Origin of the sequence: Kitasatospora sp. NPDC001527 (assembly GCF_040298605.1) — a bacterium.
Lineage (GTDB): Bacteria > Actinomycetota > Actinomycetes > Streptomycetales > Streptomycetaceae > Kitasatospora.
Genome location: NZ_JBEPAM010000015.1, coordinates 63,087 through 88,006 on the forward strand (window position 1 = coordinate 63,087; position 24,920 = coordinate 88,006).

General features: G+C 73.6%; 20 protein-coding genes. 6 read left to right on the forward strand and 14 right to left on the reverse strand.

Annotation, left to right across the window (positions count from 1 at the left end; translation table 11 throughout):
• Positions 1 to 42: 42 nt before the first annotated feature.
• The 6 genes from ABT238_RS17265 to ABT238_RS17290 all read right to left on the reverse strand — a co-directional run bounded on the left by ABT238_RS17265 (position 43) and on the right by ABT238_RS17290 (position 5,492).
• Positions 43 to 489, reverse strand: a complete 447-nt coding sequence (locus tag ABT238_RS17265; RefSeq protein WP_350561468.1) for a winged helix-turn-helix transcriptional regulator — start codon at positions 487 to 489, stop codon at positions 43 to 45.
• A 245-nt stretch (positions 490 to 734) separates the two neighbouring features.
• Entirely contained in the window at positions 735 to 1,409 is a 675-nt protein-coding gene (locus ABT238_RS17270) for a class I SAM-dependent methyltransferase (RefSeq protein ID WP_350561470.1), read from the reverse strand.
• A gap of 1 nt (position 1,410) precedes the next feature.
• The gene (locus ABT238_RS17275) at positions 1,411 to 2,565 is read right to left on the reverse strand and encodes a nitroreductase/quinone reductase family protein (protein WP_350561472.1); all 1,155 of its coding nucleotides are present in this window, start codon (positions 2,563 to 2,565) and stop codon (positions 1,411 to 1,413) included.
• A gap of 95 nt (positions 2,566 to 2,660) precedes the next feature.
• Positions 2,661 to 3,572, reverse strand: coding sequence for an SDR family oxidoreductase (locus ABT238_RS17280; protein ID WP_350561474.1), 912 nt, complete (start codon positions 3,570 to 3,572; stop codon positions 2,661 to 2,663).
• Positions 3,569 to 4,612, reverse strand: coding sequence for a type III polyketide synthase (locus ABT238_RS17285; RefSeq protein ID WP_350561476.1), 1,044 nt, complete (start codon positions 4,610 to 4,612; stop codon positions 3,569 to 3,571). Before ABT238_RS17285 ends, ABT238_RS17280 begins: the two co-directional genes overlap by 4 nt.
• Positions 4,613 to 4,655: 43 nt before the next feature.
• Positions 4,656 to 5,492: a prenyltransferase gene (locus ABT238_RS17290; RefSeq protein ID WP_350561478.1), complete on the reverse strand. Its 837-nt coding sequence runs from the start codon at positions 5,490 to 5,492 to the stop codon at positions 4,656 to 4,658.
• A gap of 405 nt (positions 5,493 to 5,897) precedes the next feature.
• On the opposite strand from ABT238_RS17290, the gene ABT238_RS17295 reads away from it, so the two are divergent.
• Positions 5,898 to 7,136, forward strand: coding sequence for a cytochrome P450 (locus ABT238_RS17295; RefSeq protein ID WP_350762509.1), 1,239 nt, complete (start codon positions 5,898 to 5,900; stop codon positions 7,134 to 7,136).
• 20 nt (positions 7,137 to 7,156) lie between these two features.
• The gene (locus tag ABT238_RS17300; protein WP_350762517.1) at positions 7,157 to 9,685 is read left to right on the forward strand and encodes a methyltransferase domain-containing protein; all 2,529 of its coding nucleotides are present in this window, start codon (positions 7,157 to 7,159) and stop codon (positions 9,683 to 9,685) included.
• 10 nt (positions 9,686 to 9,695) lie between these two features.
• Here ABT238_RS17300 and ABT238_RS17305 read toward each other — a convergent pair whose 3' ends face one another.
• Positions 9,696 to 10,691: a 2-hydroxyacid dehydrogenase gene (locus tag ABT238_RS17305; RefSeq protein WP_350561484.1), complete on the reverse strand. Its 996-nt coding sequence runs from the start codon at positions 10,689 to 10,691 to the stop codon at positions 9,696 to 9,698.
• A 245-nt stretch (positions 10,692 to 10,936) separates the two neighbouring features.
• On the opposite strand from ABT238_RS17305, the gene melC1 reads away from it, so the two are divergent.
• Both melC1 and melC2 read left to right on the forward strand, forming a co-directional pair.
• On the forward strand, positions 10,937 to 11,365 hold the full coding sequence (gene melC1, locus ABT238_RS17310; RefSeq protein ID WP_350561486.1) for an apotyrosinase chaperone MelC1: 429 nt from the start codon (positions 10,937 to 10,939) through the stop codon (positions 11,363 to 11,365).
• A gap of 44 nt (positions 11,366 to 11,409) precedes the next feature.
• On the forward strand, positions 11,410 to 12,237 hold the full coding sequence (gene melC2 / locus ABT238_RS17315; RefSeq protein WP_350561488.1) for a tyrosinase MelC2: 828 nt from the start codon (positions 11,410 to 11,412) through the stop codon (positions 12,235 to 12,237).
• A gap of 136 nt (positions 12,238 to 12,373) precedes the next feature.
• On the opposite strand, the gene ABT238_RS17320 is transcribed toward melC2, so the two are convergent.
• The 7 genes from ABT238_RS17320 to asnB all read right to left on the reverse strand — a co-directional run bounded on the left by ABT238_RS17320 (position 12,374) and on the right by asnB (position 22,473).
• Positions 12,374 to 13,399 (reverse strand): 6-phosphofructokinase, encoded by a 1,026-nt coding sequence (locus ABT238_RS17320; RefSeq protein ID WP_350762533.1) that lies wholly within the window; start codon positions 13,397 to 13,399, stop codon positions 12,374 to 12,376.
• Between the two features lie 369 nt (positions 13,400 to 13,768).
• On the reverse strand, positions 13,769 to 14,497 hold the full coding sequence (locus tag ABT238_RS17325; protein ID WP_350561492.1) for a type 1 glutamine amidotransferase: 729 nt from the start codon (positions 14,495 to 14,497) through the stop codon (positions 13,769 to 13,771).
• An 82-nt stretch (positions 14,498 to 14,579) separates the two neighbouring features.
• Complete coding sequence (locus ABT238_RS17330) at positions 14,580 to 15,842, reverse strand: MurT ligase domain-containing protein (protein WP_350561494.1); 1,263 nt, start codon at positions 15,840 to 15,842, stop codon at positions 14,580 to 14,582.
• Positions 15,843 to 16,215: 373 nt separating this feature from the next.
• A complete protein-coding gene (locus ABT238_RS17335) occupies positions 16,216 to 17,664 on the reverse strand; it encodes a GNAT family N-acetyltransferase (protein WP_350561496.1) in 1,449 nt (482 codons plus the stop codon).
• A gap of 56 nt (positions 17,665 to 17,720) precedes the next feature.
• Positions 17,721 to 19,157 carry a pyridoxal phosphate-dependent decarboxylase family protein gene (locus ABT238_RS17340; RefSeq protein WP_350762565.1) on the reverse strand — a complete coding sequence of 479 codons (1,437 nt, stop codon included), beginning with the start codon at positions 19,155 to 19,157 and terminating at the stop codon, positions 17,721 to 17,723.
• Between the two features lie 121 nt (positions 19,158 to 19,278).
• Positions 19,279 to 20,412 (reverse strand): hypothetical protein, encoded by a 1,134-nt coding sequence (locus ABT238_RS17345; protein WP_350561500.1) that lies wholly within the window; start codon positions 20,410 to 20,412, stop codon positions 19,279 to 19,281.
• Positions 20,413 to 20,622: 210 nt separating this feature from the next.
• Positions 20,623 to 22,473, reverse strand: coding sequence for an asparagine synthase (glutamine-hydrolyzing) (gene asnB / locus ABT238_RS17350; protein ID WP_350561502.1), 1,851 nt, complete (start codon positions 22,471 to 22,473; stop codon positions 20,623 to 20,625).
• A gap of 202 nt (positions 22,474 to 22,675) precedes the next feature.
• Between asnB and ABT238_RS17355 the strand changes: the two genes are divergently transcribed.
• Positions 22,676 to 22,960 carry a hypothetical protein gene (locus ABT238_RS17355; RefSeq protein ID WP_350561504.1) on the forward strand — a complete coding sequence of 95 codons (285 nt, stop codon included), beginning with the start codon at positions 22,676 to 22,678 and terminating at the stop codon, positions 22,958 to 22,960.
• Positions 22,961 to 23,043: 83 nt separating this feature from the next.
• Positions 23,044 to 24,897, forward strand: a complete 1,854-nt coding sequence (gene glmS, locus ABT238_RS17360; RefSeq protein WP_350762586.1) for a glutamine--fructose-6-phosphate transaminase (isomerizing) — start codon at positions 23,044 to 23,046, stop codon at positions 24,895 to 24,897.
• Positions 24,898 to 24,920 lie beyond the last annotated feature (23 nt).

Genomic DNA, 24,920 nt, shown 5'->3' on the forward strand with positions numbered 1-24,920 from the left:
CGGGTCGCTGGATCGGACAGGGCCGAGAGCGGAACTCCGACTTCAGTGTTCGGGCAGTTCGGTGGCCTGCCACCACCCCGCCAGTTCGTCGATGATCGGCAGCACGGAATGGCCGCGCGGTGTGAGCTGATAGCGCACCCGGGGCGCGGATCCGGCGAGGTTGTGGACCGTGCGGTCGACCAGGCGCATGTGCAGGAGACGGTCCAGGACGCGGTCCAGGGGCTTGTTCTCGGGCATGCCCGTCGAACGCGCCAGTTCGTTGTGGTAGTGCGGCCCCCGGGCGAGCTGGACCAGTACGGCGAAGACCCATTTGCCGGAGAGGATCCGGACGGCCTCGTACGCCGCGCTGGGATCCGGGGGATGACCGGAGCCGGGGAGTCCGCCGGGGGGCGCGGGGGTTCTGGTGCCCGGATTCCTGAGGCGCTGCGGCGCGGGGCGCCGGTCGGTGGGCCGTCTGTCGTCCTTCGGTGTCTGGATTTCGCGTGCCACGTTCGTCCGATGCGGACCGAACACGGAGTCTCCCCCTCACGGTGGTCCATTTCGGGCCACTCGGGAACGAGCGTGCCCGTATCAGCTCTCGTGCGAAAACGATTGCGCCGCGATCCTTTTTGACGATGTCTCGACAATCATGCCGGTGGTATTCCACGGGGTCAACGGGCGGGCGGGGCTGCGGATTCTCCCGCCCCGGCGGATGCCGGCCCGTGTTTCGCCGGTGCGGGTGGGGCCGGGGTCCGTCACCCCGCCCGGGCCCAGAAGAGGGCCACCGACCCCACGACTTTCACCTCGCCATCGGTGAAGACGGCGGCGAGGGCCGCTTCGAGGTCCTCCGGCCGGTCCCGTCGGTTGCACATGATCCCGAGCCGGTTGGCCACCGCCAGCTGGAGCCGCGCCGACCGGTTGTGCCGCACGCCCGCGCCGGGGATGGTCGCACCGAACAGCGTGCCGCCCGGCTTCAGCACCTTCCTGGCGTGTTCGAAGAGCACGGCCTTGTCCGCGAGCGTCCCCGGCAGGCAGTGCAGCAGGTGGCACATGCCGACGGAGTCCACGGCCTCGGGCGGCAGCGCCCACGGCCGCAGCGCGTCGGCCCGCAGGAGCCGCGGACGGTAGTGGCGCAGGCGGTGGGACGCGGCGGCCAGGGAGTCGGGGTTGAGGTCCATCAGCGTCAGGTCCGGCGCCGCGACGGGGAAGCGGCACGTGTCGAGCAGCGCCCCGGAGGCGACGCCGACGTCCAGGTGACGGCCCGAGACGTGCCGGTCGTAGAGCGCGACGAGACGCTCCTTCGGACAGCGCCAGGTGAGCGGGGAGTTGACGCGGTAGACGAGGGTGTCGTACATCCGCAGGAAGGACCGGGTGTACAGCGCCTGGCCCGCGTGGACCGCGAGGGGGGAGGGCCCCGGCGGGGCGGGCACCTCAGCCGCGCTCCGCTCGCGGGGACAGCCGGACCACGGGGATCTCCCGCGTCGTGCGGCGCTGGTAGTCCGCGTAGCCCTTGAAGCCGCGCGCGACGCGCCGCCACGCGGCGGCCCGCTCCTCCCCGTCCAGCACCCGCGCCCGCACCGCCCGCACCCGGCCGCCGATGCGCAGCTCCGCGTCCGGATCGGCCAGCAGGTGGCGGAACCACCGGGGGTCTTCGGACGATCCGCGGTACGACGCGACGACGAGGACATCGGCGCCGTCCCGGAAGGTGAACAGGGGGACCGAGTACGGCCGGCCGTCGCGGGGCCGCACCGTGGTCAGGACGCCGACCTGGTTGCCCAGCATCCGCCCGCCCAGCCGCCCCCCGGTCCGCTCGTACAGGGCGATGTGCACGGCGTTGTTCACGAGCTGCGCGAACCGCCCCCACGGGGTCACGGCCCGGCCGGCCCGTCGGGCGCTCGGCGCCGTCGTCATGGCGGGACCCTTCTCGTCGGCGGTGCCGCGGCCGTCGGCGCGCCGTGGTGCGGTCAGACCCCGGGGGGTGCCGTCGGCGAAGCGGACGCGCTCGCCCAGCATCGCCGGCACCACCCAGAACGCGTGGACCAGCGCGAGGCGTTCGAGGCTCGCGCCGCGGGCGCGCATCAGCGACAGGGTGCTGCCCAGGCCGGCGCCGGCGCCGGTCACCGCCGCGTTGCCGGTCGGCAGGTGGGCCAGGGTGTACAGCACGGTGGTCGCGACGGCGGCCCGGCCGGCGCCGAGCCGGCGGGTGAGGCGGCCCTGCACCAGGCCCCGCCAGAAGAGCTCCTCGGCGGGGGCGAGCACCAGCAGCACATGGGCGGACATGCTCAGCGGGCCCGCCGTGCCGGCCAGCGCGCGCAGGGCCTTCGCGTCCGCCGCGATCCTGGGCACGGCGCGTCGCGCCGCCGTGTCGAGGACCACGCTGCCCAGGACCATCCCCGTACCGATGCGCAGCGCCGTCACCACGTCGTCCCGGCCCACGGACCGGTGCCGGGCGGACGGTTCCACGACCGACGCGGCCAGCCCCAGCGCACCGTGCGTCAGCGCGAGCGTGCGCCAGTGCGCCCGCCGGGGTCCCCGGAACGCGGCGGTCAGCCCGGCCGCGCAGAGCAGCACCCCGGCCGCCGCCACGCGGGAACCCGGGTCCGCCTGCCGCGCGAAAGCCCCGGACCGTGCGAACGCGGCCCGCAGCGCCCGGCTCCCGCGCCCGGGGCGCGCCGCCGCGGTCACCGGCTGGTCCCGTCGGGTACCGGCGGATGCGCGGACGGCCGCGCGGGGCGCTTCATCGAGGGGAAGTGGCTGCGCACCCACGCCGACCACAGCCGCCCGGGCACCAGCCGGCTGACCGGCAGCAGGAGGCGGGCGTCGAGTCCCACCGGATAGCGCAGGCGCGGTCGGCGGTCGGTGAGCGCGCGCATCACCACCGAGGACGCGTACTCGACGGAGGAGCCGCGCGGCAGCCGCTTGGTCATCTCCCGCGTCAACTCGGACACCAGGTCGCCGTAGACGCCGGAGGCGTACTCCTTCTGCTCCGGGACGTTGGCCGCCCAGCTCGAGTTCACGGCACCCGGCAGCACCAGGCTCACCTCGATGCCGAACCGGTGCGCCTCCAGCCAGAGCCCCTCCATCGCGGCCTCCAGCGCGAACTTGCTCGCGTGGTACGCGGCGCCCACCGGCAGCACGATCTTGCCGGCCAGGGAGCTGACGTTCACGATGCGGCCGTGCCCACGGGCGCGCATCCCCGGCAGGACGAGCTGGGCGAGCGCCACCGGACCGAGGACATTGGTCTGGAACTGCCGGTCCCAGCGGTCCAGCGGGACCTCCTCGAAGGGGCCCAGTTCCCCGTAGCCGGCGTTGTTGACGAGCGCGTCGACCCCGCCGTACCGCTCGTCGAGCTCCGCCACCACCCGGCGGCGGGCCTCGTCGTCCGTGACGTCCAGCGCGCGCACCAGGCAGCCGGCGGCCTCGAGCTCGGCCAGCGACTCGGGCCTGCGGGCGGTCGCCACGGTGGTGAATCCGGCGCGTACGGCGCGCAGCGCGACCGCCCGGCCGATGCCGGAGGAGCAGCCGGTGATCAGGACGACCGGCGGCGCATCCGTCGCGCGCGCGGACCCGGTGGAACCTCGCGTGCCTTTCACAGGACCACCCCCAGGGAGAAGTCGGCGCTGACTCCGGGGCCGAAGCCGGCGATGACGCCGCGCGCACCCGGCCGGGCCGCTCCTTCCGCCCAGAACCGCGCCAGCGAATCGAAGATCAGGACGCTTGCGGTGTTGCCGTGCTCCGTGAGCGCCGCCCGGCTGAACCGGTGCAGGGCCGGATCGAGGTCCAGGAACCGGGTGAGGTCGTCCAGGATGCGCGGACCGCCCGCGTGGGCCAGGACGAAGTCCAGCTCACCGGTGCTCCGGCCGGCCTCCTCCACCAGCTTGCCGATCGCCGGAGTGACCGCGCGCATGGTGTGCCGGACCCGGCTGTCCAGACGGAAGTGGAAGCCGGTGTCCCGGATGTCGTAGGAGATCCAGTCCGCGGTCCCCGCGATGGTCTCGGAGGCCGACCGCTCGATCAGCAGGCCCGAGCGGGCCGTGCCGCGCATCACCGCCGCGGCGAAGCCGTCGCCGAAGAGTCCGGCCGACAGGAGCGCGCCCACGTCGGTGTCCGTCGGCTGGTAGCACAGTGAGCACAGTTCGAAGGCGACGATCAGGACATTGCGGTCCGGATGGGCCCGGCAGTAGCGGGCGGCGGCGCTGATCGCTCCGCTGCCCGCGGCGCAGCCGAGCTGGGCGATCGGAATCTGGTCGACGTCGCTGGAGAACCCCAGCTCGTTGATCATCCAGACGATCGGCGACGGCATGGTGAAGCCCGTGCACGAGACGAAGACCACCGCGTGGATCTGGTCGCGGGACATGTCCGCCTGCTCCAGCGCCTCCGTGACCAGCCCCGGCAGGTGGGTGCGCACCGCCTCCCGGTACAGCTCGGTGCGCGCGGCCACACCGGGGTGGGCGAGGGTGAGCTCCAGGGGCTGGAGGACGCGGCGGGTGCGCACCCCGGTGTTCTCGATCAGGCGCAGGACGGTGTTCAGGCGCGGATGCCGCGGGTGCAGCCGGCGTGCCGTCTCGAGAGTGTCCTCGAGGGTGACCTCGTGCTCGGGGACGTGCACCACGGGAGGGCACAGGACAGACATTCGGTGACCACCTCGACCACGGTCGGCGTTGTGTGACGGTTCGTCATATCCATACGGCCAGCGAGAGCAGGGCGAAGACCGATGCCAGGAGCCGTGGCAGGTGCATCCACGACGGCATCGTGCCTCCCAGGCGGGACCGCGTCACCTTGGCCACCAGCCAGACCGCGTAGGGGAGGGTGAGCAGGGGCGCGGTGAAGCGCGGGGAGTCGAGCGTGTACGCGGCCAGGGCGACGCACGGGTACGGTGCGAGCACGAACACCGCGTAGCAGATCTTGGAGCCGCGCGGCGACAGTGCGTGGGCGAGGGTCCGTTTTCCCGCCCGAATGTCCTCGGCGTGGTCCCGCAGATCGTTGTGGAACATCGTCGCGGCGAAAAGGAATCCCGCGGCCGCCGCGGCCATCACGGCCGCGAAGGGCAGTCGGTGGACATTCACCCAGATCACGACGGCCACGACGTAGAAACCGCCGATGACGAAGTCCATGATCTCGCCGAGCCCGCGGTGCCCGAGCGGAATCGGCCCACCGGAATACACCAGCACGGCGAAGGAGAGCGGGAACACCACCAGGGACCACGGATTCGTCGTGTACAGCAGCCAGCCCAGCGCCAGGAGTCCGGCCGCGAGGCAGGCCAGGCCGACCGCCCGCACACGCCGCATGGACAGGCCCAGCGCCAGGGCACTGCCCCGCCGGGCGTTCTCCGGCACGTCCACGCCGTGCTTGAAGTCGTCGTAGTCGTTGAGCAGGCGCCGGGAGATCGACTCCGGCACGAACAGACCCAGCGTGAGCAGCGCCCGGCCGGGGGAGAGGGTGCCGAGGTGACGGGCCACGGAGAGCGCGAACGTCACCTGCAGCAGCACCACCACGGTCATCTGCAGCCCCATCGCCGACATCCACGCCCGCACCCGCGGGAGCGGGCGCACGGCCGGCGGGGGTTCGGCGGGCAGCGGATCGGCGGGTAGCGGTGCGGCGGGCAGGGGCGCGGACCTTTCCGACCGGGACTCCGGCATTCTTGATTCTTCCCCCCTGGCGGACGGTTCCCGGAAAACGGGTCCGAGCGAGACGACGGCGAGTGCGCGCGGTGCGCGGCACGGAGCGGTGACGGGGCCCGGCCGACTTTCCGGGCGACCCCGGAAGATTGAAGTCGTGCGGTGTCCCTCCGTCCAGAGACACCGATGTCCGGTGGGGACACCGGTGACCCTGCGAAACCGGGCACCGGCCTGTTAGTGTCCGCCGTCATCGTCCCGGTGATACCGGGACGCCGGACTTCCCGACAATGGGGGTGGGGCATGAGCACGGAGAGCCGCGACGGGGTTCGTGCGCAGAAGGAGGGAACCGGCGGGGAACGGCCGTATCCGTTCACGCCGGTCCAGGCGCTCGACCTGCACACGCTCTACCAGCAGGCCCGGAAGAACGAACCCCTGTGCCCGGTGCGGATGCCCTACGGCGATCCGGGCCTGCTGGTCACCCGGTACGAGGACGTCAGGACGGTGTTCACCGACCCGCGCTTCCGCCGGTCCGTGCCGGAGGGCACCGACCAGCCCAGGGTCACCCCCGAGCTGATGCCCATGGGCCTGATGGAGATGGATCCGCCCGACCACACCCGCATCCGCCGCCTCATCGCGGGCTCGTTCACCGCGCAGCGCGCCGAGCGGATGCGCCCGTCGACCGAACGGCTCGCCGACTCGCTCCTCGACGCGATGGTCGCCGCCGGGCCGCCGGCCGACCTCGTCCGGGACTTCGCCGTTCCCTTCCCCATCGGTGTCATCTGCGACCTCCTCGGCGTCCCGTACCAGGACCGCCACCGGTTCCACCAGTGGGTCACCGAGGTCAACCAGCTCGCCGGCGGCGACAGCGCGCCGGCCCGGCTCCAGAGCCTGGGCGAACTCCTGGCGTACATGGGCGGGTTGATCCAGGCCCGGCGCGCCGATCCGGCCGACGACCTGATCAGCGAGCTGGTCGTGGCACACGACCAGGACGACCGGCTGTCCGAGGACGAACTCGTCTTCCTGTGCATGCTGCTGCTCATCGCCGGTTACGAGACCACCGCCAACGAGATCGCCAACTTCGCCTACGTGCTGTTCACCCACCCCGACCAGCTGGCGCTCCTCAAGGCCCGGCCGGAACTGCTCCCCGACGCCGTCGAGGAGCTGCTCAGGTTCACCCCGCTGACGGTCTGTGCCGCCTACCCGCGCTACGCCACGACCGACGTCGAACTCGGCGGCGGCACGGTGCCCGCCGGCTCGCCGGTGCTGACCTCGACCAATGCCGCCAACCGGGACCCCGGGATCTTCGACGGACCCGACCTCCTCGACCTCACCCGCTCCACCGGCCGCCAGCACCTGGCCTTCGGCCACGGCCCGCACCACTGCGTGGGCGCGTCCCTGGCGCGGATGGAACTCCAGGTCGCGCTGGGCGCGCTGCTGGCCCGGCTGCCCGACCTCCGGCTCGCCGGCTCGCCGGACTCCGTGGACTGGAAGACCGGCCTGCTCTTCCGCGGCCCCGAGAAGCTCTCCGTCGCATGGTGAACCGGGGGGAGCGAGGCCCGGTGACGGAGCGGCGCGCCGACCCGCGCGTGGACGGGGCCGGGCCCGAGGTGGACGCGGCGCTCCGCGCCGCACGCGCGGCCCTGGCCGAGCGGCTGGACCAGGAGGCCGACGGGAGCGCCGGCCTCGCGGCGGGAGGCGTCCGGGAGGAGGCCGTCGACCTCCTCGCCCACCGGCTGCTCGACGCCGTCGACCCGGTCCGGGAGGCGGAGCGGTACGAGCGGATCACCGCACGGCAGAACGATGACGGGGGCTTCCCCTGGCATCCGGACGGGCCCTCCGACCTGTCCACCACCGTGCTCGCCCACCTCGCCCTCCAGATCGTCGGCCGCGCCGCGGACCACGCGGTCCTCGACCGCGCCGCGCGGTTCACCAGGCGGCACGGCGGCATCGAGGCGCTCGGGCCCGAACCCGCGCACCTCCTGCTGGCGGTCACCGGGGCCGTCGGCTGGAACCGGACCGGGCCGCTGCCCGCGGAACTGCTGCTGCCTTCCTGGGCCGCCGGCGCCGGCCCCGGTCCGGACGCCCCGGCGCGCGCGCTCGCCGCCGCGGTCGGTGTGCTGGGATCGGTCCGCCCGGTCCGTCGACTTCCCGTCGACACCGCGCCGTTGCGGACCGGGAAGCACGGGCGCACCGGCCTGCGCCGCACCGCGGCCACCGCCGGGCTCGGCACGGTCCGCGCCCTCGGCCGGACCGCTCCGCGCTCCCTGCGCCGCGACGCGCTGCGCGAGGCGCACCGCCTCCTTGTCGACGGGCAGGAGAGCGGCGGGAGCTGGGGCGGCGACCGGTCGCACACGGCCCTCTGCGCGCTGGCCCTGTGGGCCCTGGGCGGCGGCACCTCGCACCCCGCCGTCCGTGCCGCACTCGACGCCCTGGCCCGGCCGGACGTCCTCGCCCTCCCCGCCGCCGCGGTGGACACCGCCGTCGTCCTGCGGTCCCTGGCCGCGGGGGGCGCACTGGCCGGTTCGGACCCGGCGGTGGACCGTGCGCTCGACCGGCTGCTTCCCGACCGGGACGGCACGGCGGCCGGCCTGCCCGCCCTCGCGCCCATGGCGGTGTCCGACGTGGACGGCACCGCACTCGTCCTCTCCGCCCTGCACGCCGTCGAAGCGTCCCGTGCGCGGAAGGCGGACACCGCCGTCGCCGAAGGTGTCCGCCGGCTCCTCGAACGGCAGTCCGCGAACGGCGGCTGGTCGCACCACGGTGTCCACCGCCCCGGCCGGCTCGGCGAGTCCACCGCGCCGGGCGTCACCGCCCACGTCGTCGAGGCGCTGTGCGCCGCGGGACACGGCCGGAATCCGGCCGTCTCCCGCGCGATCCGCCTCCTGCTGGCCCGGCAGGCCGTCGAGGGGTACTGGGACGACCGCCGCGACGGCCGGCTGCGCGCGACCACCGAGGTGCTGCCCGCGCTCGGAGCGGCGGGGATGCGGATCGGGCACCTCGCCGTGGACGGCGCGATGGAGTGGGTCTACCGGCAGCAGAACCCGGACGGTGGATGGAGCGAGGACACCGCGCGCGCCCCGGGCACCGCCGGACGGCCGAGCGGCCCGAGCGCGGTGGCGCAGACGGCCCGGTGCGTCATCGCCGCACACACCACCGGGGTCCTCGACGCGCCGCGCCTCGACGCGGCCGTCGCCTTCCTGCTGAGCCACCGTCGCGTGGACGGCGACCGGCCCGCTGCCGACCTGCGCGCCGACGCGCTCGCGCTGCGGGCGACCGCCCTGCACGCACGCCATGCCGGGGCCGCCCCCGGGGGCCCCGTGAGCACGGTGGGCACGGTGGGCACCCAGAGCGTCGTGAGTACCGGCGATCCCGGCGCGCCGGAGCCCGCCGAGTACGACTCCTGGTCGACGCTGTGGTGGCAGCGCCGGGGCCCGCTCGCGATCCTCCACTGGTGCGCCCGCACCCGGGCCGAGCACATCCCGCCGGCCCGCCGGCCCGGCGCCGTGCTGATCGACGTGGCCTGCGGCGGAGGCCTGCTGCACCCGCACATCGCGGACAAGGGCTACCGCCACATCGGCATCGACGTGTCCGCCAAGAGCGCGGAGGTGGCCCGGCGGCACGGTGTCGACGAGGTCCTGATCCACGACGTCCACGCCATCCCGCTGCCCGACGGCTGCGCCGACGTCGTGGTGGCCGGGTACTGCCTCGAACACGTGGAGCGCCCCTTCGACGTGGTCGCCGAGTGCTGCCGCCTGCTCAAGCCCGGCGGCACCCTCGTCATGGACACCATCGCCGACACCTTCCTGGCCCGGCTCTCGGTCATCACCGTGGGCGAGGGCATGCCGGTGTCCTGGGCCGCCCCCAAGGGCTCGCACGACCACCGGATGTTCATCGACCCCCGCCGGCTCGCCGAGGCGTGCGCGGCCAACGGCGTGCCGGTCGAGGTCTTCGGCGTCGTGCCGGTCGTCCGGGACCTCGTCCCGTGGTCCCTGGGGCGCCGCGACGGTGTCCGGATGCGCAGCGGCCGGTCGACGAGGATCCTCTACGGGGTGGCGGGGGTGAAGCCGCCGCAGGACGGGGCCCGGTGAGCGGCCCGGGTCAGCCCTTGGGGACGAGGGTGTTCTCGTTGGTGCGGCCGGCGGCGTAGTCGTCGATGTTGCGGGCGGTGGCGTCGATGATCTGGCCGACGGCGGTGTGGGTGAAGTAGGCCTGGTGGCTGGTGACGAGGACCTGGGGGAAGGTGACGAGGCGGGCGAGGGTGTCGTCGGTGATGCCCTGGATGGAGCGGTCGGTGAAGAAGACGCCGGTCTCCTCTTCGTAGACGTCGAGGCCGACGCCGGAGAGGCGGCCGGCGCGCAGGGTTTCGACGAGGGCGAGGCTGTCGACGAGGCCGCCGCGGCTGGAGTTGACGAGGATGGCGTCGTCCTTCATGCGGGCGAGGGCGGCGCCGTCGATCAGGTGGTGGGTGGACGGCAGCAGGGGCACGTGCAGGCTCACCAGGTCGGCGCGGGTGAGGAGTTCGGGGAGTTCGGTGTAGGTCATGCCGAGGTCGACGCAGGCGGGGTTGGGGGCGATGTCCCAGCCGAGGAGCTCGGTGCCGAAGCCGGCGGCGATGCGGGTGAAGCACTCGCCGATCTTGCCGGTGCCGATGACGCCGACGGTCATGCCGTGGATGTCGCGGCCGAGCAGGCCGTCGAGGCGGAAGTCGAACTCGCGGGAGCGGTTGGCGGCCCGGGTGAGGCGGCGGTTGACGGCGAGGGCCAGGGCCCAGGCGTGTTCAGCCACTGAGTAGGGGCTGTAGTGGGAGACCCGGGCGACGGTCAGGCCGAGTTCGGCGGCGGCGTCGAGGTCGATGTTGTTGAAGCCGGTTGAGCGTTGGGCGATGAGCTCGGTGCCGCCCTCGGCGAGCGCGGTCAGCGTCCCGGCGTCCAGCTCGGCGTTGACGCTGCTGCTGACGGCCGGGTAGCCGGCGGCCAGCGGGGCGGTGTCGCGGTTGAGGAAGACGGACAGGCAGCGCAGCTCGTGCCGGCCCTCGAAGGCCTTCTCCAGCAGCGGCCGTTCGTCCGCCTGCACGCCGTACGCGAGGATCTCCATCTGGCCCGGGTCCTTCCGGTGGTGGTGTGGTCCACTCTGGTGCACCGGTCAAGGTAGAGCAAAAGATGACCGAATGTGGACGCAACCCTCCGCACCCCCGCCGATCGGCTGTTCCCTAGGTCAACAAGCCTTGCCAGCATCGAAAGGGCGGTTTCGATCAAGGAATCGCCTTTGATTAACGATGCACCAATCGTTTGTGAACAGTGCCTCGACAACAGCCGAAGGCACACGAGGGGGTATTCAGCATGTCCGAGGACACCCACGGCACCGAACTGACCCGCCGGCGGATGCTCCAGGGGGCCGCGGCCGCCCTGGCCGTCGCCTCCGGGACGGTCGTGATCGGCGTGGCCGGTCCGGGAGGGGCGGCCACCGCCGCCGATCCCGGCGCTTCCGACAGCTTCGACGAGGTCTTCCAGGGCCGGCGGATCCAGGGCCGCCCGGTCGACGGGGGGAGCCACCAGCACGGTGGTACCGGTGCGGGCGCCGGAACTGGCACCGGCACCGGGTACGAGGTGCGGATCGACGGCGACGAGCTGCACATGATGCGCAACGCCGACGGCACCTGGATCAGCGTCGTGAACCACTACCAGACCTTCGCGACGCCGCGCGCGCTCGCCCGGGCCGCCGTCAACGACCTGCAGGGCGCCACGCTCGTCCCGGTCGCGACCGCCTGATCCGGCCGGTACCCGGCACCGAAACCACCACAGAGGGGGGACTCATGGGAGTCCGCAAGAACCAGGCGACCCTGACGGCCCAGGAGAAGCGCGCCTTCGTCACCGCGGTCCTGGCGCTCAAGGCCAACGGCGGCTACGACCCGTTCGTCACCACGCACAACCAGTTCATCCTCAGCGACGTCGACAACGGCGAGCGCACCGGCCACCGTTCGCCGTCCTTCCTGCCCTGGCACCGCCAGTACCTGCTGCAGTTCGAGCGGGCGCTCCAGGCGATCGACCCGGCCGTCACCCTCCCGTACTGGGACTGGACCGCCGACCGCTCCGCGGGCTCGACCCTGTGGGCCGCCGACTTCATGGGCGGCAACGGGCGGTCCAGCGACGGCCAGGTCACCACCGGCCCGTTCGCCTACTCCACCGGCAACTGGCGGCTCAACGTCAACACCGACAGCCGCACCTACCTGCGCCGCCAGCTCGGCAGCGCGGTGGCCGAGCTGCCCAGCCGCCCCGACACCGAGTCGGTGCTCGCCATCACCACCTACGACGCCGCGCCGTGGAACAGCTCCTCGTCCGGCTTCCGCAACAACCTGGAGGGGTGGCGCGGGGTCAACCTGCACAACCGGGTGCACGTCTGGGTGGGCGGCCAGATGGCCACCGGGATGTCGCCCAACGACCCGGTGTTCTGGCTGCACCACTGCTTCGTGGACAAGCTCTGGTCCGAGTGGCAGAAGCGCAACCCCGGTCAGAGCTACCTGCCGGCGGCCGGCACGCCGAACGTGGTGGACCTCAACGAGCCGATGAAGCCGTGGAACACCGTCTCCCCGGCCGACCTGCTCGACCACAGCGGCACCTACACCTACGACACCGGCTACTGATCCGACGGCGGCCGGCTCCCGGCGGTCCCGATCCCGGCGGTCCCGACCCCGGCAGGGCGGCTGCCGAGAACGGCCCCGGCCCCCCGAGACTCGCGCGCTCGGGGGGCCGGGGCACCGGTCCGCGGGAGGAAGGCGGTCAGATGACCGTCTCGGCCTCCTGGTAGCGGTCGGCCGGCACGGTCTTCAGCTCGGCGACCGCCTCGGCCAGCGGCACCAGGTTGATGCTGGTGCCCTGCAGCGCGGTGATCTGCCCGAAGGCGCCCTTGTGGACGGCCTCCACGGCGTGCCAGCCGAACCGGGTGGCGAGCACCCGGTCGTAGGCGGTCGGGGTGCCGCCGCGCTGGGTGTGGCCGAGGATCACCGGGCGGGCCTCCTTGCCGAGCCGGTGCTCCAGCTCGCGGGAGAGCTGGGTGGCGATGCCGGTGAACCGCTCGTGGCCGTAGATGTCCTTGGTGCCCTCCTCCCAGTGCATGGTGCCGGGCTCGGGCTTGGCGCCCTCGGCGCAGACCACGATCGCGAACTTCTTCTGCCGGTCGAAGCGCTCCCGGACGACGTCGGTGAGCTTCTCGATGTGGAACGGGCGCTCCGGGACGACGATCGCGTGAGCGCCGGCCGCCATGCCCGCGTTCAGCGCGATCCAGCCGGTGTGCCGGCCCATGACCTCGACGACCATGACGCGCTGGTGCGACTCGGCGGTGGTCTTCAGCCGGTCGAGCGCCTCGGTGGCGACCGACACGGCGGTGTCGAAGCCGAAGGTGACGTCGGTGCAGGCGATGTCGTTGTCGATGGTCTTCGGCACGCCGACGATCGGCAGGCCCGCGTCGCTCATCAGCTTGGCGGCCTTCAGGGTGCCCTCGCCGCCGATCGGGATCACCGCGTCCAGGCCGAGGTCCGCGCAGTACTGCTTGGCGCGCTCGACGCCGTCGCGCAGGTGGCTGGGCTGGACCCGGGAGGAACCGAGGATCGTGCCGCCCTGGGCGAGGATGCCGCTCACCGAGTCGAGGGTCAGGGGCCGGTGATGCCCCTCCAGGAAACCGCGCCAGCCGTCCTCGAACCCGATGATCTCGTCGCCGTGGTCGACCACCCCCCGGTGGACCACGGAGCGGATCACCGCGTTCAGGCCGGGGCAGTCACCGCCGCTGGTCAGCACTCCAATACGCATTGCTTTGCAACTCCCGAGCAGAACCGAGGAACGGCCGGACTACAGGCTGGGACGACGGACCGCCACCGTAGCGGGCCTCTCCCGCGCCGGGTTGGCGCGGAGGTGTCCGCCGGGTGAAGGACCGGCCGATCCGGACAGAACATCCGAAACCGGCCGTGGATGTCGAGCATACGGCCCCTGCGTCCGGCCGGGCAGGAGCCGACGCGGGAGCGGCGCCGTCGGCGCCCCCGCGCGGAATTGCAGCCTGCTGCCGAGGAGGGTGTGCAGCCGGCAGCCCCGGGTGGGGCAGCCCCATTGTCGTACGTTCCGGCCCGTCCGTGGACCGGGTGACCGCATCGCGGGCACCCGGCGGACGGGCGTCGGGACGTGCTACGCGGGGCGCGTCGTGGCCGCGATGCGCTCGGCGCGCAGCGCGTCGTACCAGGTGGTGTCGGCCGGCGGCAGGGCGTTCACGTCCAGCGCCAGCTTGATCAGCATGTCGGCGACGGCGGGATTGCGCGCCATCACCGGTCCGTGCAGGTAGGTGCCGAAGACGGTGTCCCGCCAGGCGCCCTCGGTGCCGTCGCCGGTGCCGTTGCCCCGGCCGGCGGTGACCCGGGCCAGCGGGCTGACGCCCTGGCCGAGGTGGGTCACGCCCTGGTGGTTCTCGAACCCGGTCAGCTGCGGCAGGCCGAGCTGCGGGTCCACGTCGGCCAGCACGTCGCCGACGCACCGGGCGCCCTCGCCGCGGGTGGTCCACACGTCGAGCAGGCCGAGGCCCGGCTCGCGCTGGCCGAGGTCGTTGATGAACTCGTGGCCGAGGATCTGGTAGCCGGCGCAGACCGCGAAGATGATCGCGCCGTTCTCGGAGGCCCGCACCAGCCCCGGGTCGTTGCGCAGCCGCTCGGCGGCGAGCCGCTGCGGACGGTCCTCGCCGCCGCCGATCAGGTAGATGTCGCCGCTGGTGGGCACCGCCTGGTCGGAGCGGACGTCGATCCGGGTCACGTTGAGATGGCGCTGGCGGGCCCGGCGCTCCACGACCAGGGCGTTGCCCCGGTCGCCGTAGGTGCTGAGCAGGTCGGGGTAGACCCAGACCACGCGCAGGCTGCTCTCACTCATCCTCGAAGGCCTTCCATGACGTACGTGCGGTGGGCTGCTGGGGCTGCCGGGGCGGCCGCGGTCGCTCGGCGGCGGTCCGGCATCAGCCGGCCACGACCTTCCGCAGCTGCTGGAAGGCGGTGTAGTTGGCGATCGCCTCGATCCGGCCGGGCGGGGCCATCCGGACGGCCTGCTCCAGCGAGTCCACGACGTGGAACTGCAGCCCGGCGACCTCCAGGCGCACCGCCAGGTCCAGCTTGCGCTGGCCCAGCACGAACACCGGGTGCCCGGCGAGCCGCTCGTAGTCCACGTCCCACAGCCAGGAGGTGTCGGTGCCGTCGGCGTCGAGCGCGTTCACGGAGAGCACCACCGGGGTGGGCGGGCCGTCGATCAGCGAGAAGGTCTCCAGCCAGCCGGCCGGGTTCTTGGCCAGCAGCAGCCGGATGTCGCGGCCCTGGTACTGGACGACGTCGTAGCGGCCGGCCACCGCGGTGACCGAGCGCATCCGCTCCAGCGCGACCTGCGGGGAGACGCCGAACACCGCGGCGACGGCGGCCGAGCTGGTGGCGTTGGCCAGGTTGGCCCGGCCGGGCAGCTGGAGCTGGATCGGCCAGGCGCCGCGCTGCGGGTCGATCACGTGGGTGCCCTGCAGGGCCCAGTGCGGGTTGGGGCGCCGGAAGCCGCACTCCTGGCAGAACCAGTCGTCGCCGGGGCGCTGCATCACGCCGCCGCAGGCCGGGCAGGACCAGGCGTCCTCCTTCCACGCCTGTCCGGCGGCCACCCAGACCACCTTCTTGCAGGAGGAGGCGGCCCAGGTCACCAGCGGGTCGTCGGCGTTGGCGATCACCACGGCCTCGGTGTCCTGCAGGCCCTCGCGCCACTTCTCCGCCATCATGCGGGTCTCGGCGGCGCGGTCGAGCTGGTCGCGGGAGAGGTTGAGCAGGGCGATCGCCTTGGGGCGGGTGTCCCGGGCGACCATCGCCAGGTACTTCTCGTCGACCTCGATGACGCCGTAGCGGGCGTCCGAGCCGCCGGCCAGGGCGGAGGTGATGCCGGCCGGCATGTTGGCGCCCAGCGCGTTGGAGACCACCGGGCCGGCGGCGCGCAGCGCCTCGGCGATCAGGCGGGTGGTCGTGGTCTTGCCGTTGGTGGCGCTGACCAGCACGACGTCGAGGTTCTCGGCGAGGGTGGCGAGCAGATCGGGGTCGAGCCTCAGCGCGACCTTGCCGCCGATCACCGAGCCGCTGCCGCGCCCGGCCTTGCGGGACACGGCGGCGGCCACCTTGCCGGCGGTCACCGCGATCTTCGCGCGCGCCGGCAGCGAGGCGTCGCGTGCGCCTGTGGGCTCCGATTCGGTGCCTGCCATGCTCAGTGGTTCCTCCTTGCTGCGGCACCGCCCGGGGGCCGGACTACGGGCCGTGGGGCGGCGGGGACGGGATCAGCCTACCGACTCCCCCACCCGGCTCGGCGCCCCGGACCCCGCGCCGCCTGCTGGGACGCGCCCGGAGAGCCCGTCCGGGCGGCCCTGACGCGCGGTCAGGCCCGGCGGTGTACGGAGGGGCCGTTCGCCGTCGGGGACGCGGGAGCGGGGCACGGCGGTTCCGTGCTCCGGGGCGGGTGGGGGCCTTGGTGAGGGTGTGGTGAAGAAATGACCGAATGATTACCTGCCCCATCGCCGCTGCTCACCGGCCGCCCCGGAGCCGCCCGCCGTCCGCCGGCCCGCGCTCACCCGCCTATGCTCACCGGCCCGGGCGGGTCTGCCAGGGCACCGGGAGCTCCTCGGCCGCCTCCGCCAGGTGGGCGGTGATCACCAGCGTCCCCTCCTCCACCTGGTAGTCCAGCGGCGCCGCCAGCCGGCGCATGGTGGCGATCAGCCCGGAGTTGGACGCCTGGGTGACCGCGTACACGGTGTCCATCCCGGCCTCCAGGGCCAGCGCGGACATCCGCCGCATGAGGTCCAGGCCCAGCCCGCGCCGCTGCCAGGCGTCCTCGACCAGCACCGCCACCTCGGCGCCCTCGTCGTCCCACATCAGGTGCCCGAGGGCGACGATCCGCCCGTCGGCCGTCTCCACCGCCAGGGTCTGGCCGTGCCGGGCGTCCAGCAGGTGGTCCAGATAGCGGTCGGCGTCCCGGACCGGCCCGTGGTAGCGCTTGCGCAGGGTGTCGGGGGAGCAGCGGTGGTGCATCGCCAGCGCGGCCTCCTTGTCCGCCGGGTCCGCGCGCCGCACGGTCAGGTCGGTGCCGGCCGGCAGGCTCAGCCGGGCCCGGACGTCCGGCACCCGGGGGCCGAGCAGGGTGTCCAGCTCGACCAGCGCCTGGGCCCGGGCGAACTCGGTCGGGGTGAACGGCAGCTGCGGGCGGGTGAGTTCGACGAGGCCGCCGGAGGGCACCGGCAGCCGCATCACGTGCCCGTCCACCCCGGCGGTGCCGCGCGCGGCCGCCCCCGGGTACTGCCGGATGCTGCACTGCCCGAACAGCTGGCGCAGCGCGATCGGCAGCTCGGCGGCGTCCAGCGCGGTCCGGGTGGCCAGCGCCAGCACGTGGGTCGGCACGTCCACCAGGTCGTGGGCGTCCGCCGGGCCGGTCCAGATGTCGTGCCCGCCGGCCCCGGCCACCACCGCGGCCAGGTCGGCCCGGGCGAGCGAGCGCGGCGCGCGGACGAAGAACTCGTCCACGGCGCCGGTCGGCAGCGGGTGGGACTGCATCGAGACGATGTTCACCTGCCGGGCCGCGAAGGCCGCGCAGACCCGGGCCAGGCTGCCGGGGGAGTCCTGCACCGTGGTGCGGACCCGCCACAGCGCGGTCTCCTCGAAGTCGTGCAGCGGCCCCTTCAGCGGCTCGGGCGTCTCCGTCCCGGCCGTCCTGGCCGTCCCGGCCGCCGCCCCGGCCGGTGGTGACGGGGGCGCGTCCGGCGCGGGCGGCCCGTGCAACTGGTGCCGGTGCGACCACCAGGTGTGGAACAGCGCGGTGGCCAGCAGTGTGGTGGCGGACGCCGCGAGCACGACCGGCCCGTCCGGCCCGTGCACCACGAGCTTGGCCACCAGGTCGGCGGTGGTCACCGAGAGGAAGACGGCGGCGAGTTCCACCGCGTCGCGCCGCCACCGGTGGGTTCCGGCGCCGCGACGCTGGGCACGGGAGGGGTTCGGGGACTGGACGGTCTCGGGCTTCGGCTTCTCCGGGTGCTCCATGCCATCAATCTGCCGCTCCGGTGTTTCACGATCACGAATCCCCCGTGACCTGACGGTTAATGGTGCCGTGAATCGGCCGTCCCGCGCCCGGCGGCCTTCACCTCGTCGAGCAGGATCCGCAGGTCCGTTTCGGTGGTGGCCGGGTTGAGGAGGCAAGCGCGGAGCATCTCGCGGCCGGCCAGGCGGGCGCCGGTGACGAAGGCGCGGCCGCGGCGCTGGACGGCGGCGGGCAGGTCGCGGTTGAGGGCGTCCAGGGCGGGTCCCGCGAGGCCGGCCGGGCGCAGGCGGAACGCGACGATGGACGTGCTGACCTCCGCGAGCAGTTCCAACTCCGGCTCGGCGGCTATGAGTTCGCCCAGGTGGCGGGCGAGTGCGGTGGTCCGGGCGATGTCCCGGGCGAGGCCGTCGCGGCCGCGGTGGGCGATGGTGGCCCACACCTTGAGGGCGCGGAACGGGCGGGTCTGCTCGGTGCCGTACTCGGAGAACCAGCCCAGCTCCCCGGCCGTCTCGTCGCGCAGGTAGGAGGGGACGAGGCTGAAGGCGGCGCGCAGCTCGGCGGGGTCGCGGACCAGCGCGCAGCCGCAGTCGACCGGGACGCCGAGCCACTTGTGCGGGTCCAGGGCGAGCGAGTCGGCCCGCTCCAGCCCGGCGTACCGGTGCGCGATCACCGGGTCGAGCACGCCGAAGGCGCCGTAGGCGCCGTCCACGTGCAGCCACAGGTGTTCCTCGGCGCAGAGGTCGGCGATCGGGTCGAAGGCGTCCACCGCGCCGGTGCCGACGGTGCCGGCCGAGGCGACCACCAGGAAGGGCAGCAGCCCGGCGGCCCGGTCGCGGGCGACCGCGGCGCGCAGGTCGGCGAGGTCGAGGCGGCCGTCCGGTCCGGTGGCCACGGTGCGCAGGTGCCGGCTGCCGAGGCCCAGCAGCTCGGTGGCCTTGCGGACGCAGGAGTGGGTCTCCCCGGTGACGTAGCCGACCAGCGGCGGCATCCCGGCCAGGCCGTCCTCGCGGACGTCCCAGCCGGCGGCGAGCGCGGCCCGGTTGCGGGCGGCGGCCAGGCAGACGATGGTCGCCATCGAGGTGCCGGAGGTGAGCAGCCCGCCGCCGGGAGGGTGCGGGAAACCGACCAGCTCGGCGATCCAGCGGACCACGGCCCGCTCCAGGTGGACGTCGGCGTGGTCGCCGCCGGCCGAGCTGGGGTTCATCGCGGCGGCGGCCAGGGTGGCGAGCACGCCCGCCGGGGCCGGGGCGGAGTTCACCCAGCCGAAGAACCGGGGGTGGCCGTTGCCCATCGGGTACGGCAGGACGTCGCGGCCGACCGCCTCCAGCAGCTCGGCGAGCGGGCGGCCGGCCGAGGGCAGCGGGGCGTCCAGCAGGGCGCGGCGGGCGGCGTCGTCCATCGGCTGCCAGACGGGGCGGTCGGCCAGCCCCGCCAGGTGGTCGGCGGCCAGGTCGGCGGCGGTGTGCGCGGCGGCGCGGAAGTCGTCGGAGGTCATGTGCGGCTCCGGGAGGGTGCGGGCCTGGTGGCGCGGCGTCCTCGGCGCACCCGATCCCCGCGATCCTACGAAAACGGGCCCGCGCCGTGCGGCGCGGGCCCGACAGGTGGGACGGCGGGCGTCAGTCCAGTGAGCCGGACAGACCGCTCGCGGAGCGGCAGTAGCCCTGCATCTCCTTGTCGGTGAACTTGGCGCAGAGCCGGCCGGCCGCACCCGCCTCCGTGTAGTTGACCGTGTAGTAGCTGACCAGGCCCTCCGCGCAGGCCTTGCGCTGCCAGCCGTCCGCGGCGGTCGCGCACTGCTGGGCGGCCCAGTCCTCGCGGTCCAGGTTGTACTTCATGGTGCGCGAGCCCACGCCCCGGCTGCAGTCCACCGCCCCGCCGGAGGCCTTGCCGTCGAGGCACCACTTCAGGGCCTCGGCGTACACCTCGGGGTGGTTCGGGTAGTCGTGCGAGGAGAGGTAGAAGGTGGGGGCGTAGAAGAAGCAGGCGGACTGGAACAGCGCCGGCTGCTCCTTGCACGGGTAGAGCGGGTCCTGGGCGAGCTTGTCGGCGGGCAGGTTGGCCTTGGCCTTCTCGTCCTCCTCGTCCGGGCCGAAGAGCTGCATGAACAGGCCCTCGGAGCAGCGGATCCGGTTCTGGTCGGTGGTGAACCTGTTGCACAGCTCGCGCGCCTTGGCGACGTCCTGCTTGGCGACGAACATCGTGCCGTGGCCGACGCCGTGGATGCACGGGCCGCTGTTCTTGGGCGCGCAGAGCTTGACCAGGTCCGTCTCGGGCTGGGGGGAGGCGTTGAGCATCTCCTCGACGGCGCCGTGCAGGTAGCCGGCCGCGCAGGTCTCGTGCGGGAAGGAGATGACCTTCTGGAAGTCGGCGTTGAAGCGCTTGACCGCCGCGTGCCCGAGCTCGTGGGCGATCGGGTGGCAGAACCGGACGGTGTACGGCAGCTGCTTGGTGATCCTGTCGAGGTCCGCCAGGGCGATGCCGGGGTCGGAGGCGTCCATCTCGGCCATCAGCTTGTTGCGCAGCGTCGAGCGGGTCCACACTGCCGGGTCCCCGGTCGCGGTCGCGGTGGCGCCCGCGGCGGTCGGCTGCGCGGCGCCGGCGGGCGCGGTGCCCGTGGCGTCCCCGGGGGCGGCCGGCCCGGACACCGCGGCGGTGACCGGCTCGGGCGTCCAGTCGGTGACGGCCACCGACCCCAGACCGAGCACCCCGAGCAGCAGGGCGGTGAGGATCGCGAAGGCTCGCGGTTGCATGACGGAGATCCCCCGGCGGATCGAGACGGACGGGACTCTCCCCATCCTGACGGCACGGGCTGAGGATTCCGTGTTATCGGCCGCCATTCGGGAGGTGTCGGCGACGCTACCGCACGTCCCGCCCGGTCAACGAAGCGGGTTGGCGGCTGGTCACGGCCCGGCCCGCGGCCCCGGGTGGCGCGCTGCCCGCACCGCCCGGGGCCGCGTCGCTCAGAGCTCCAGGGACACCTGGTACTCCGTCAGCCAGGCGTCGATGTCCAGGGCCAGATCGGTCGCCAGCCGGACCGACTGCGGGTCGGTGTCCGGCGCCAGCGCGTCCGACAGCGCCCGCCGGTCCAGCAGGGCGAGGGCGGGCGAGCCGGGGTCGGCGGCCAGCGCGGCGAGCTCGCCGCGCAGCAGCTGCGGATAGCGCGGGTCCTGCACGATCGGGTACGGGCTCTTCGCCCGGTCGGCGATCTCGGCCGGCAGCACGTCGCGGACGGCGGCCCGCAGCAGGCTCTTCTCCCGGCCGTCGAAGTACTTCATCGTCCACGGCGTGTTGAAGACGTACTGCACCAGCCGGTGGTCGCAGAACGGCACCCGCACCTCCAGACCGGTGGCCATGCTCATCCGGTCCTTGCGGTCCAGCAGGATGCGGGCGAAGCGGGTGAGGTTGAGGTACGACACCTCCCGCATCCGCCGCTCGAACGGGTCGGCGTCCGGCAGGTGCGGGACCTCGGCGAGCGCCTCCCGGTACCGGGCCCGCCGGTAGCCGGGCAGGTCGAGCTTGGCGAGCAGCTCCCGGTCCAGCAGCTGCTCGCGCGGCCCGCTGCCGCTGCCGCCGAGACTGCTCAGCACGGGCGCCCACGGGAAGTCGTCGGCGCGCACCAGCCGCGGGTCGTGGAACCAGCGGTAGCCGCCGAACAGCTCGTCGGCGGACTCCCCGGACAGCGCCACCGTGGAGCGCTCGCGCACCCCTCGGAAGAGCAGCAGCAGTGAGGCGTCCATGTCGCCGACGCCGCCCGGGAGGTCCCGGGCGCGCAGGGTGGCGAGCCGCTGCGCCGGGTGGCCGAGGTCGGCGGTGTCCAGCTCGATCACCCGGTGGTCGGCGCCGACGTACCGGGCGAGCAGCTCCGCGTACGGGCCGTCCGGGGTGGTGCGCACGGCGTCCGGGGCGAAGTGCTCGGACTGGCCGGTGAAGTCGACGGCGAAGGAGCGCACCGGTCCGGCGCCGGCGGCGCGCAGCGTCCGGGCGGCCAGGGCGGTGACCGCGCTGGAGTCGAGGCCGCCGGAGAGCAGCGAGCAGAGCGGCACGTCGGAGTCCAGCTGGCGGTGGACGATGTCCTCCAGCAGGGCCCGGACGGTGGTGATCGTGGTGGGGAGGTCCTGGAGGTGCTCGCGGGCCTCCAGCGCCCAGTAGCGCCGCTCGGTGAGGCCCTGGCGCCGCACCCGGACCACATGGCCGGGCCGGACCTCGGCGATGCCCCGGTACGGGGTGATGCCCGGGGTGCGGGTGAGCGTGAGCAGTTCGCGCAGCCCGTCGAGGTCGACCACCGGGCGCACCGCGGGGTGGGCGAGCAGCGCCTTCGGTTCGGAGCCGAAGATCACGCCGTCCGGGGTCGGGTGGTAGTGCAGCGGCTTGACGCCCATCCGGTCGCGGACCAGCAGCAGCTCCTCGGTGCGGGCGTCCCAGACCGCGAAGGCGAACATGCCGTTGAGCCGCTCGGCCAGGTGTTCGCCCCACTCCAGGTAGGCGCGCAGCACCACCTCGGTGTCGCTGCGGGTGCGGAAGCGGTGCCCGGCGGCCTCCAGCTCGGCGCGCAGCTCGCGGTGGTTGTACACCTCCCCGCTGTAGCTGAGGGCGGCCAGCATCCGGCCGTCGTGCTCGGCCGTCATCGGCTGGACCCCGCCGATCGGGTCGATCACGGCGAGGCGCCGGTGGCCCAGCGCGGCGTGCCGCTCCAGGTGGACGCCGCCGGCGTCCGGGCCGCGGCAGAGCTGGGTCTCCGTCATGGCGTCGAGCACCGCGTGTTCGAGGGTCAGGTCGCGGTCGTAGGCGACCCATCCGGTGATCCCGCACATCAGCCAGCCTCCGGTTCTTCCGACACTCTTCCGACGCTCCCTTTCCTCCCCCGGCCCCCCGGTGTGTGAGCAAGTCATCACGCTACGTGGTCACCCGTGCGGCTACAAGACCCCTCTTCATCTTCCGAATGCAGCAAGATCCTGCCCGATTTCGGGCAGGATCTTTGATCTTTCGGCGACGGGATGCCTAGGCTCCCCACTCGTGTCCAGCTCGCCCGGTCCCTCGCACCCTCACGACGACCTGCTCGCGCACCTCACCCGGACCAGCCCGCTCGGGCCCCGGGAGGCGGCGCGGGTGGTGGCGGAGGTGCTGGCGTACTTCTCCGAGACCACCGAGGAGTACGTCCGGCGCCGCCACGGCGAACTGCAGGCACGCGGCCTGACCAACGAGCGGATCTTCGCCCGGCTCGCCGAGGAGCTGCCGGCCCGCCGGGTCGCGGCGCCCGGGCTCTCGGCCCGCCAGCTGCGCCGGATCGTCTACGGCTGACGGTCCGCGTTCAGGTCTTGTCGGCTCGCCCCGGCCCGCGCCGGCCGGCCGGCCCTCGTCATCACGGAACCAAGGAGTCCACCATGTGCGGAATCGTGGCCTACATCGGCCCCAAGGACGCGACCCCCTTCCTGCTGGAGGGCCTCGCCCGGCTGGAGTACCGGGGCTACGACTCGGCCGGCGTCGCCGTCGCCGGACGCACCGGCGGCATCAAGGTCCGCAAGGTCAAGGGCCGGGTCGCCGACCTCGCCGCCGACGTCCCCGCCCGCTTCAAGGGCACCACCGGCATCGGCCACACCCGCTGGGCCACCCACGGCGTCCCCAGCGACGCCAACGCCCACCCGCATGTCGCCAACGCCGTGGGGGCACCCCCGGCCGAAGGCTGGGGGAGGATCGCCGTCGTCCACAACGGCATCATCGAGAACGCCGACGAGCTGCGTGTGCGGCTCGCCGCCGACGGCGCGGTCTTCCGCTCCGAGACCGACAGCGAGGTGCTCGCCCACCTCATCGCCGCCCACGCCGCCGAGGGCGGCGAGCTGGAGGACGCCGTGCGCGCCGCGCTCGGCAAGGTCGTCGGCACCTACGGCATCGCCGTCCTCGACGCCGAGCAGCCCGACCGCATCGTGGTCGCCCGCAACGGCAGCCCGATCGTGCTCGGCATCGGCGAGAAGGAGATGTTCGCCGCCTCCGACGTCTCCGCCCTGGTCCGCTACACCCGCCAGGTCGTCCACCTGGAGGACGGCGAGCTGGCCACCGTGCGCGCCGACGGCTTCCGCACCTTCACCGAGGACGCCCGCACCACCCACCGCCAGCCGTCCACCGTCGACTGGGAGGTCGACTCCTACGACACCGGCGGCTACGACCACTTCCTGCTCAAGGAGATCCACGAGCAGCCCGGCTCCGTCGAACGCACCCTCAGCGGCCGCCTCGACGAGCGCTTCGCCACCGCCCACCTGGGCGGTCTCAACCTGGACGCCCGCGAGCTGCGCGAGATCCGCCGGGTCAAGATCCTCGGCTGCGGCTCCGCCTACTACGCCGGCGAGATGGGCGCCCAGCTCATCGAGGAGCTGGCCCGCATCCCCGCGCACAGCGAGCCCGCCTCCGAGTTCCGCTACCGCAACCCGGTCGTCGAGGCCGACACCCTCTACATCGCGGTCAGCCAGTCGGGCGAGACCTACGACACCCTCGCCGCCGTCCAGGAGGTGAAGCGCAAGGGCGGCCGGGTGCTCGGCGTGGTCAACACCGTCGGCAGCGCCATCGCCCGCGAGTGCGACGGCGGCATCTACCTGCACGCCGGCCCGGAGATCTCGGTCGCCTCCACCAAGGCGTTCACCTCCACGGTCGTCGCCTTCGCGCTGCTCGCCCTGCACTTCGGCCGGATCCACGACCTCTCGCCCGCCGACGGCCGCCGGATCGTCTCCGCGCTCAAGGCGCTGCCCGGCCAGATCCGCGAGGTCCTCGCCCAGAGCGAGGAGATCGCCGTACTCGCCGGCGAGTACGCCGACTCCACCGGGATGATGTTCATCGGCCGGGTGCGCGGCTACCCGGTCGCCCGCGAGGGCGCGCAGAAGCTCAAGGAGATCTCCTACGTGCACGCCGAGGCCTACCCGGCGAGCGAGCTGAAGCACGGCCCGCTGGCCCTGATCAGCCCCGAGCTGCCGACCGTCGCCCTCGTCCCGGACGACGAGCTGCTCGACAAGAACCTCACCACCCTCGGCGAGATCAAGGCCCGGGCCGGCCGGGTCCTCGCGGTCGCCCACCGCCGCCCCGACAGCAAGCTCGCCGACCACTGCGTGCTGGTGCCCAAGAGCGAGCCCGAGCTGGACCCGCTGCTCCTCAACATCCCGCTCCAGCTGCTCGCCTACCACGCCGCCGTCGCCCTGGAGCGCGACGTGGACAAGCCCCGCAACCTCGCCAAGAGCGTCACCGTCGAGTAGCCCTCGCGGCCGGGGGCCGGACC

What these genes read in the sequence shown, in the direction of transcription:
- ABT238_RS17285 (WP_350561476.1), bottom strand. Translation starts at nt 4,612, where the DNA reads ATGTCTGTCCTGTGCCCTCCCGTGGTGCACGTCCCCGAGCACGAGGTC.
- ABT238_RS17290 (WP_350561478.1), bottom strand. Translation starts at nt 5,492, where the DNA reads ATGGGGCTGCAGATGACCGTGGTGGTGCTGCTGCAGGTGACGTTCGCG.
- ABT238_RS17295 (WP_350762509.1), top strand. Translation starts at nt 5,898, where the DNA reads ATGAGCACGGAGAGCCGCGACGGGGTTCGTGCGCAGAAGGAGGGAACC.
- ABT238_RS17305 (WP_350561484.1), bottom strand. Translation starts at nt 10,691, where the DNA reads ATGGAGATCCTCGCGTACGGCGTGCAGGCGGACGAACGGCCGCTGCTG.
- melC1 (WP_350561486.1), top strand. Translation starts at nt 10,937, where the DNA reads ATGTCCGAGGACACCCACGGCACCGAACTGACCCGCCGGCGGATGCTC.
- melC2 (WP_350561488.1), top strand. Translation starts at nt 11,410, where the DNA reads ATGGGAGTCCGCAAGAACCAGGCGACCCTGACGGCCCAGGAGAAGCGC.
- ABT238_RS17320 (WP_350762533.1), bottom strand. Translation starts at nt 13,399, where the DNA reads ATGCGTATTGGAGTGCTGACCAGCGGCGGTGACTGCCCCGGCCTGAAC.
- ABT238_RS17325 (WP_350561492.1), bottom strand. Translation starts at nt 14,497, where the DNA reads ATGAGTGAGAGCAGCCTGCGCGTGGTCTGGGTCTACCCCGACCTGCTC.
- ABT238_RS17330 (WP_350561494.1), bottom strand. Translation starts at nt 15,842, where the DNA reads ATGGCAGGCACCGAATCGGAGCCCACAGGCGCACGCGACGCCTCGCTG.
- ABT238_RS17335 (WP_350561496.1), bottom strand. Translation starts at nt 17,664, where the DNA reads ATGGAGCACCCGGAGAAGCCGAAGCCCGAGACCGTCCAGTCCCCGAAC.
- ABT238_RS17340 (WP_350762565.1), bottom strand. Translation starts at nt 19,157, where the DNA reads ATGACCTCCGACGACTTCCGCGCCGCCGCGCACACCGCCGCCGACCTG.
- ABT238_RS17345 (WP_350561500.1), bottom strand. Translation starts at nt 20,412, where the DNA reads ATGCAACCGCGAGCCTTCGCGATCCTCACCGCCCTGCTGCTCGGGGTG.
- asnB (WP_350561502.1), bottom strand. Translation starts at nt 22,473, where the DNA reads ATGTGCGGGATCACCGGATGGGTCGCCTACGACCGCGACCTGACCCTC.
- glmS (WP_350762586.1), top strand. Translation starts at nt 23,044, where the DNA reads ATGTGCGGAATCGTGGCCTACATCGGCCCCAAGGACGCGACCCCCTTC.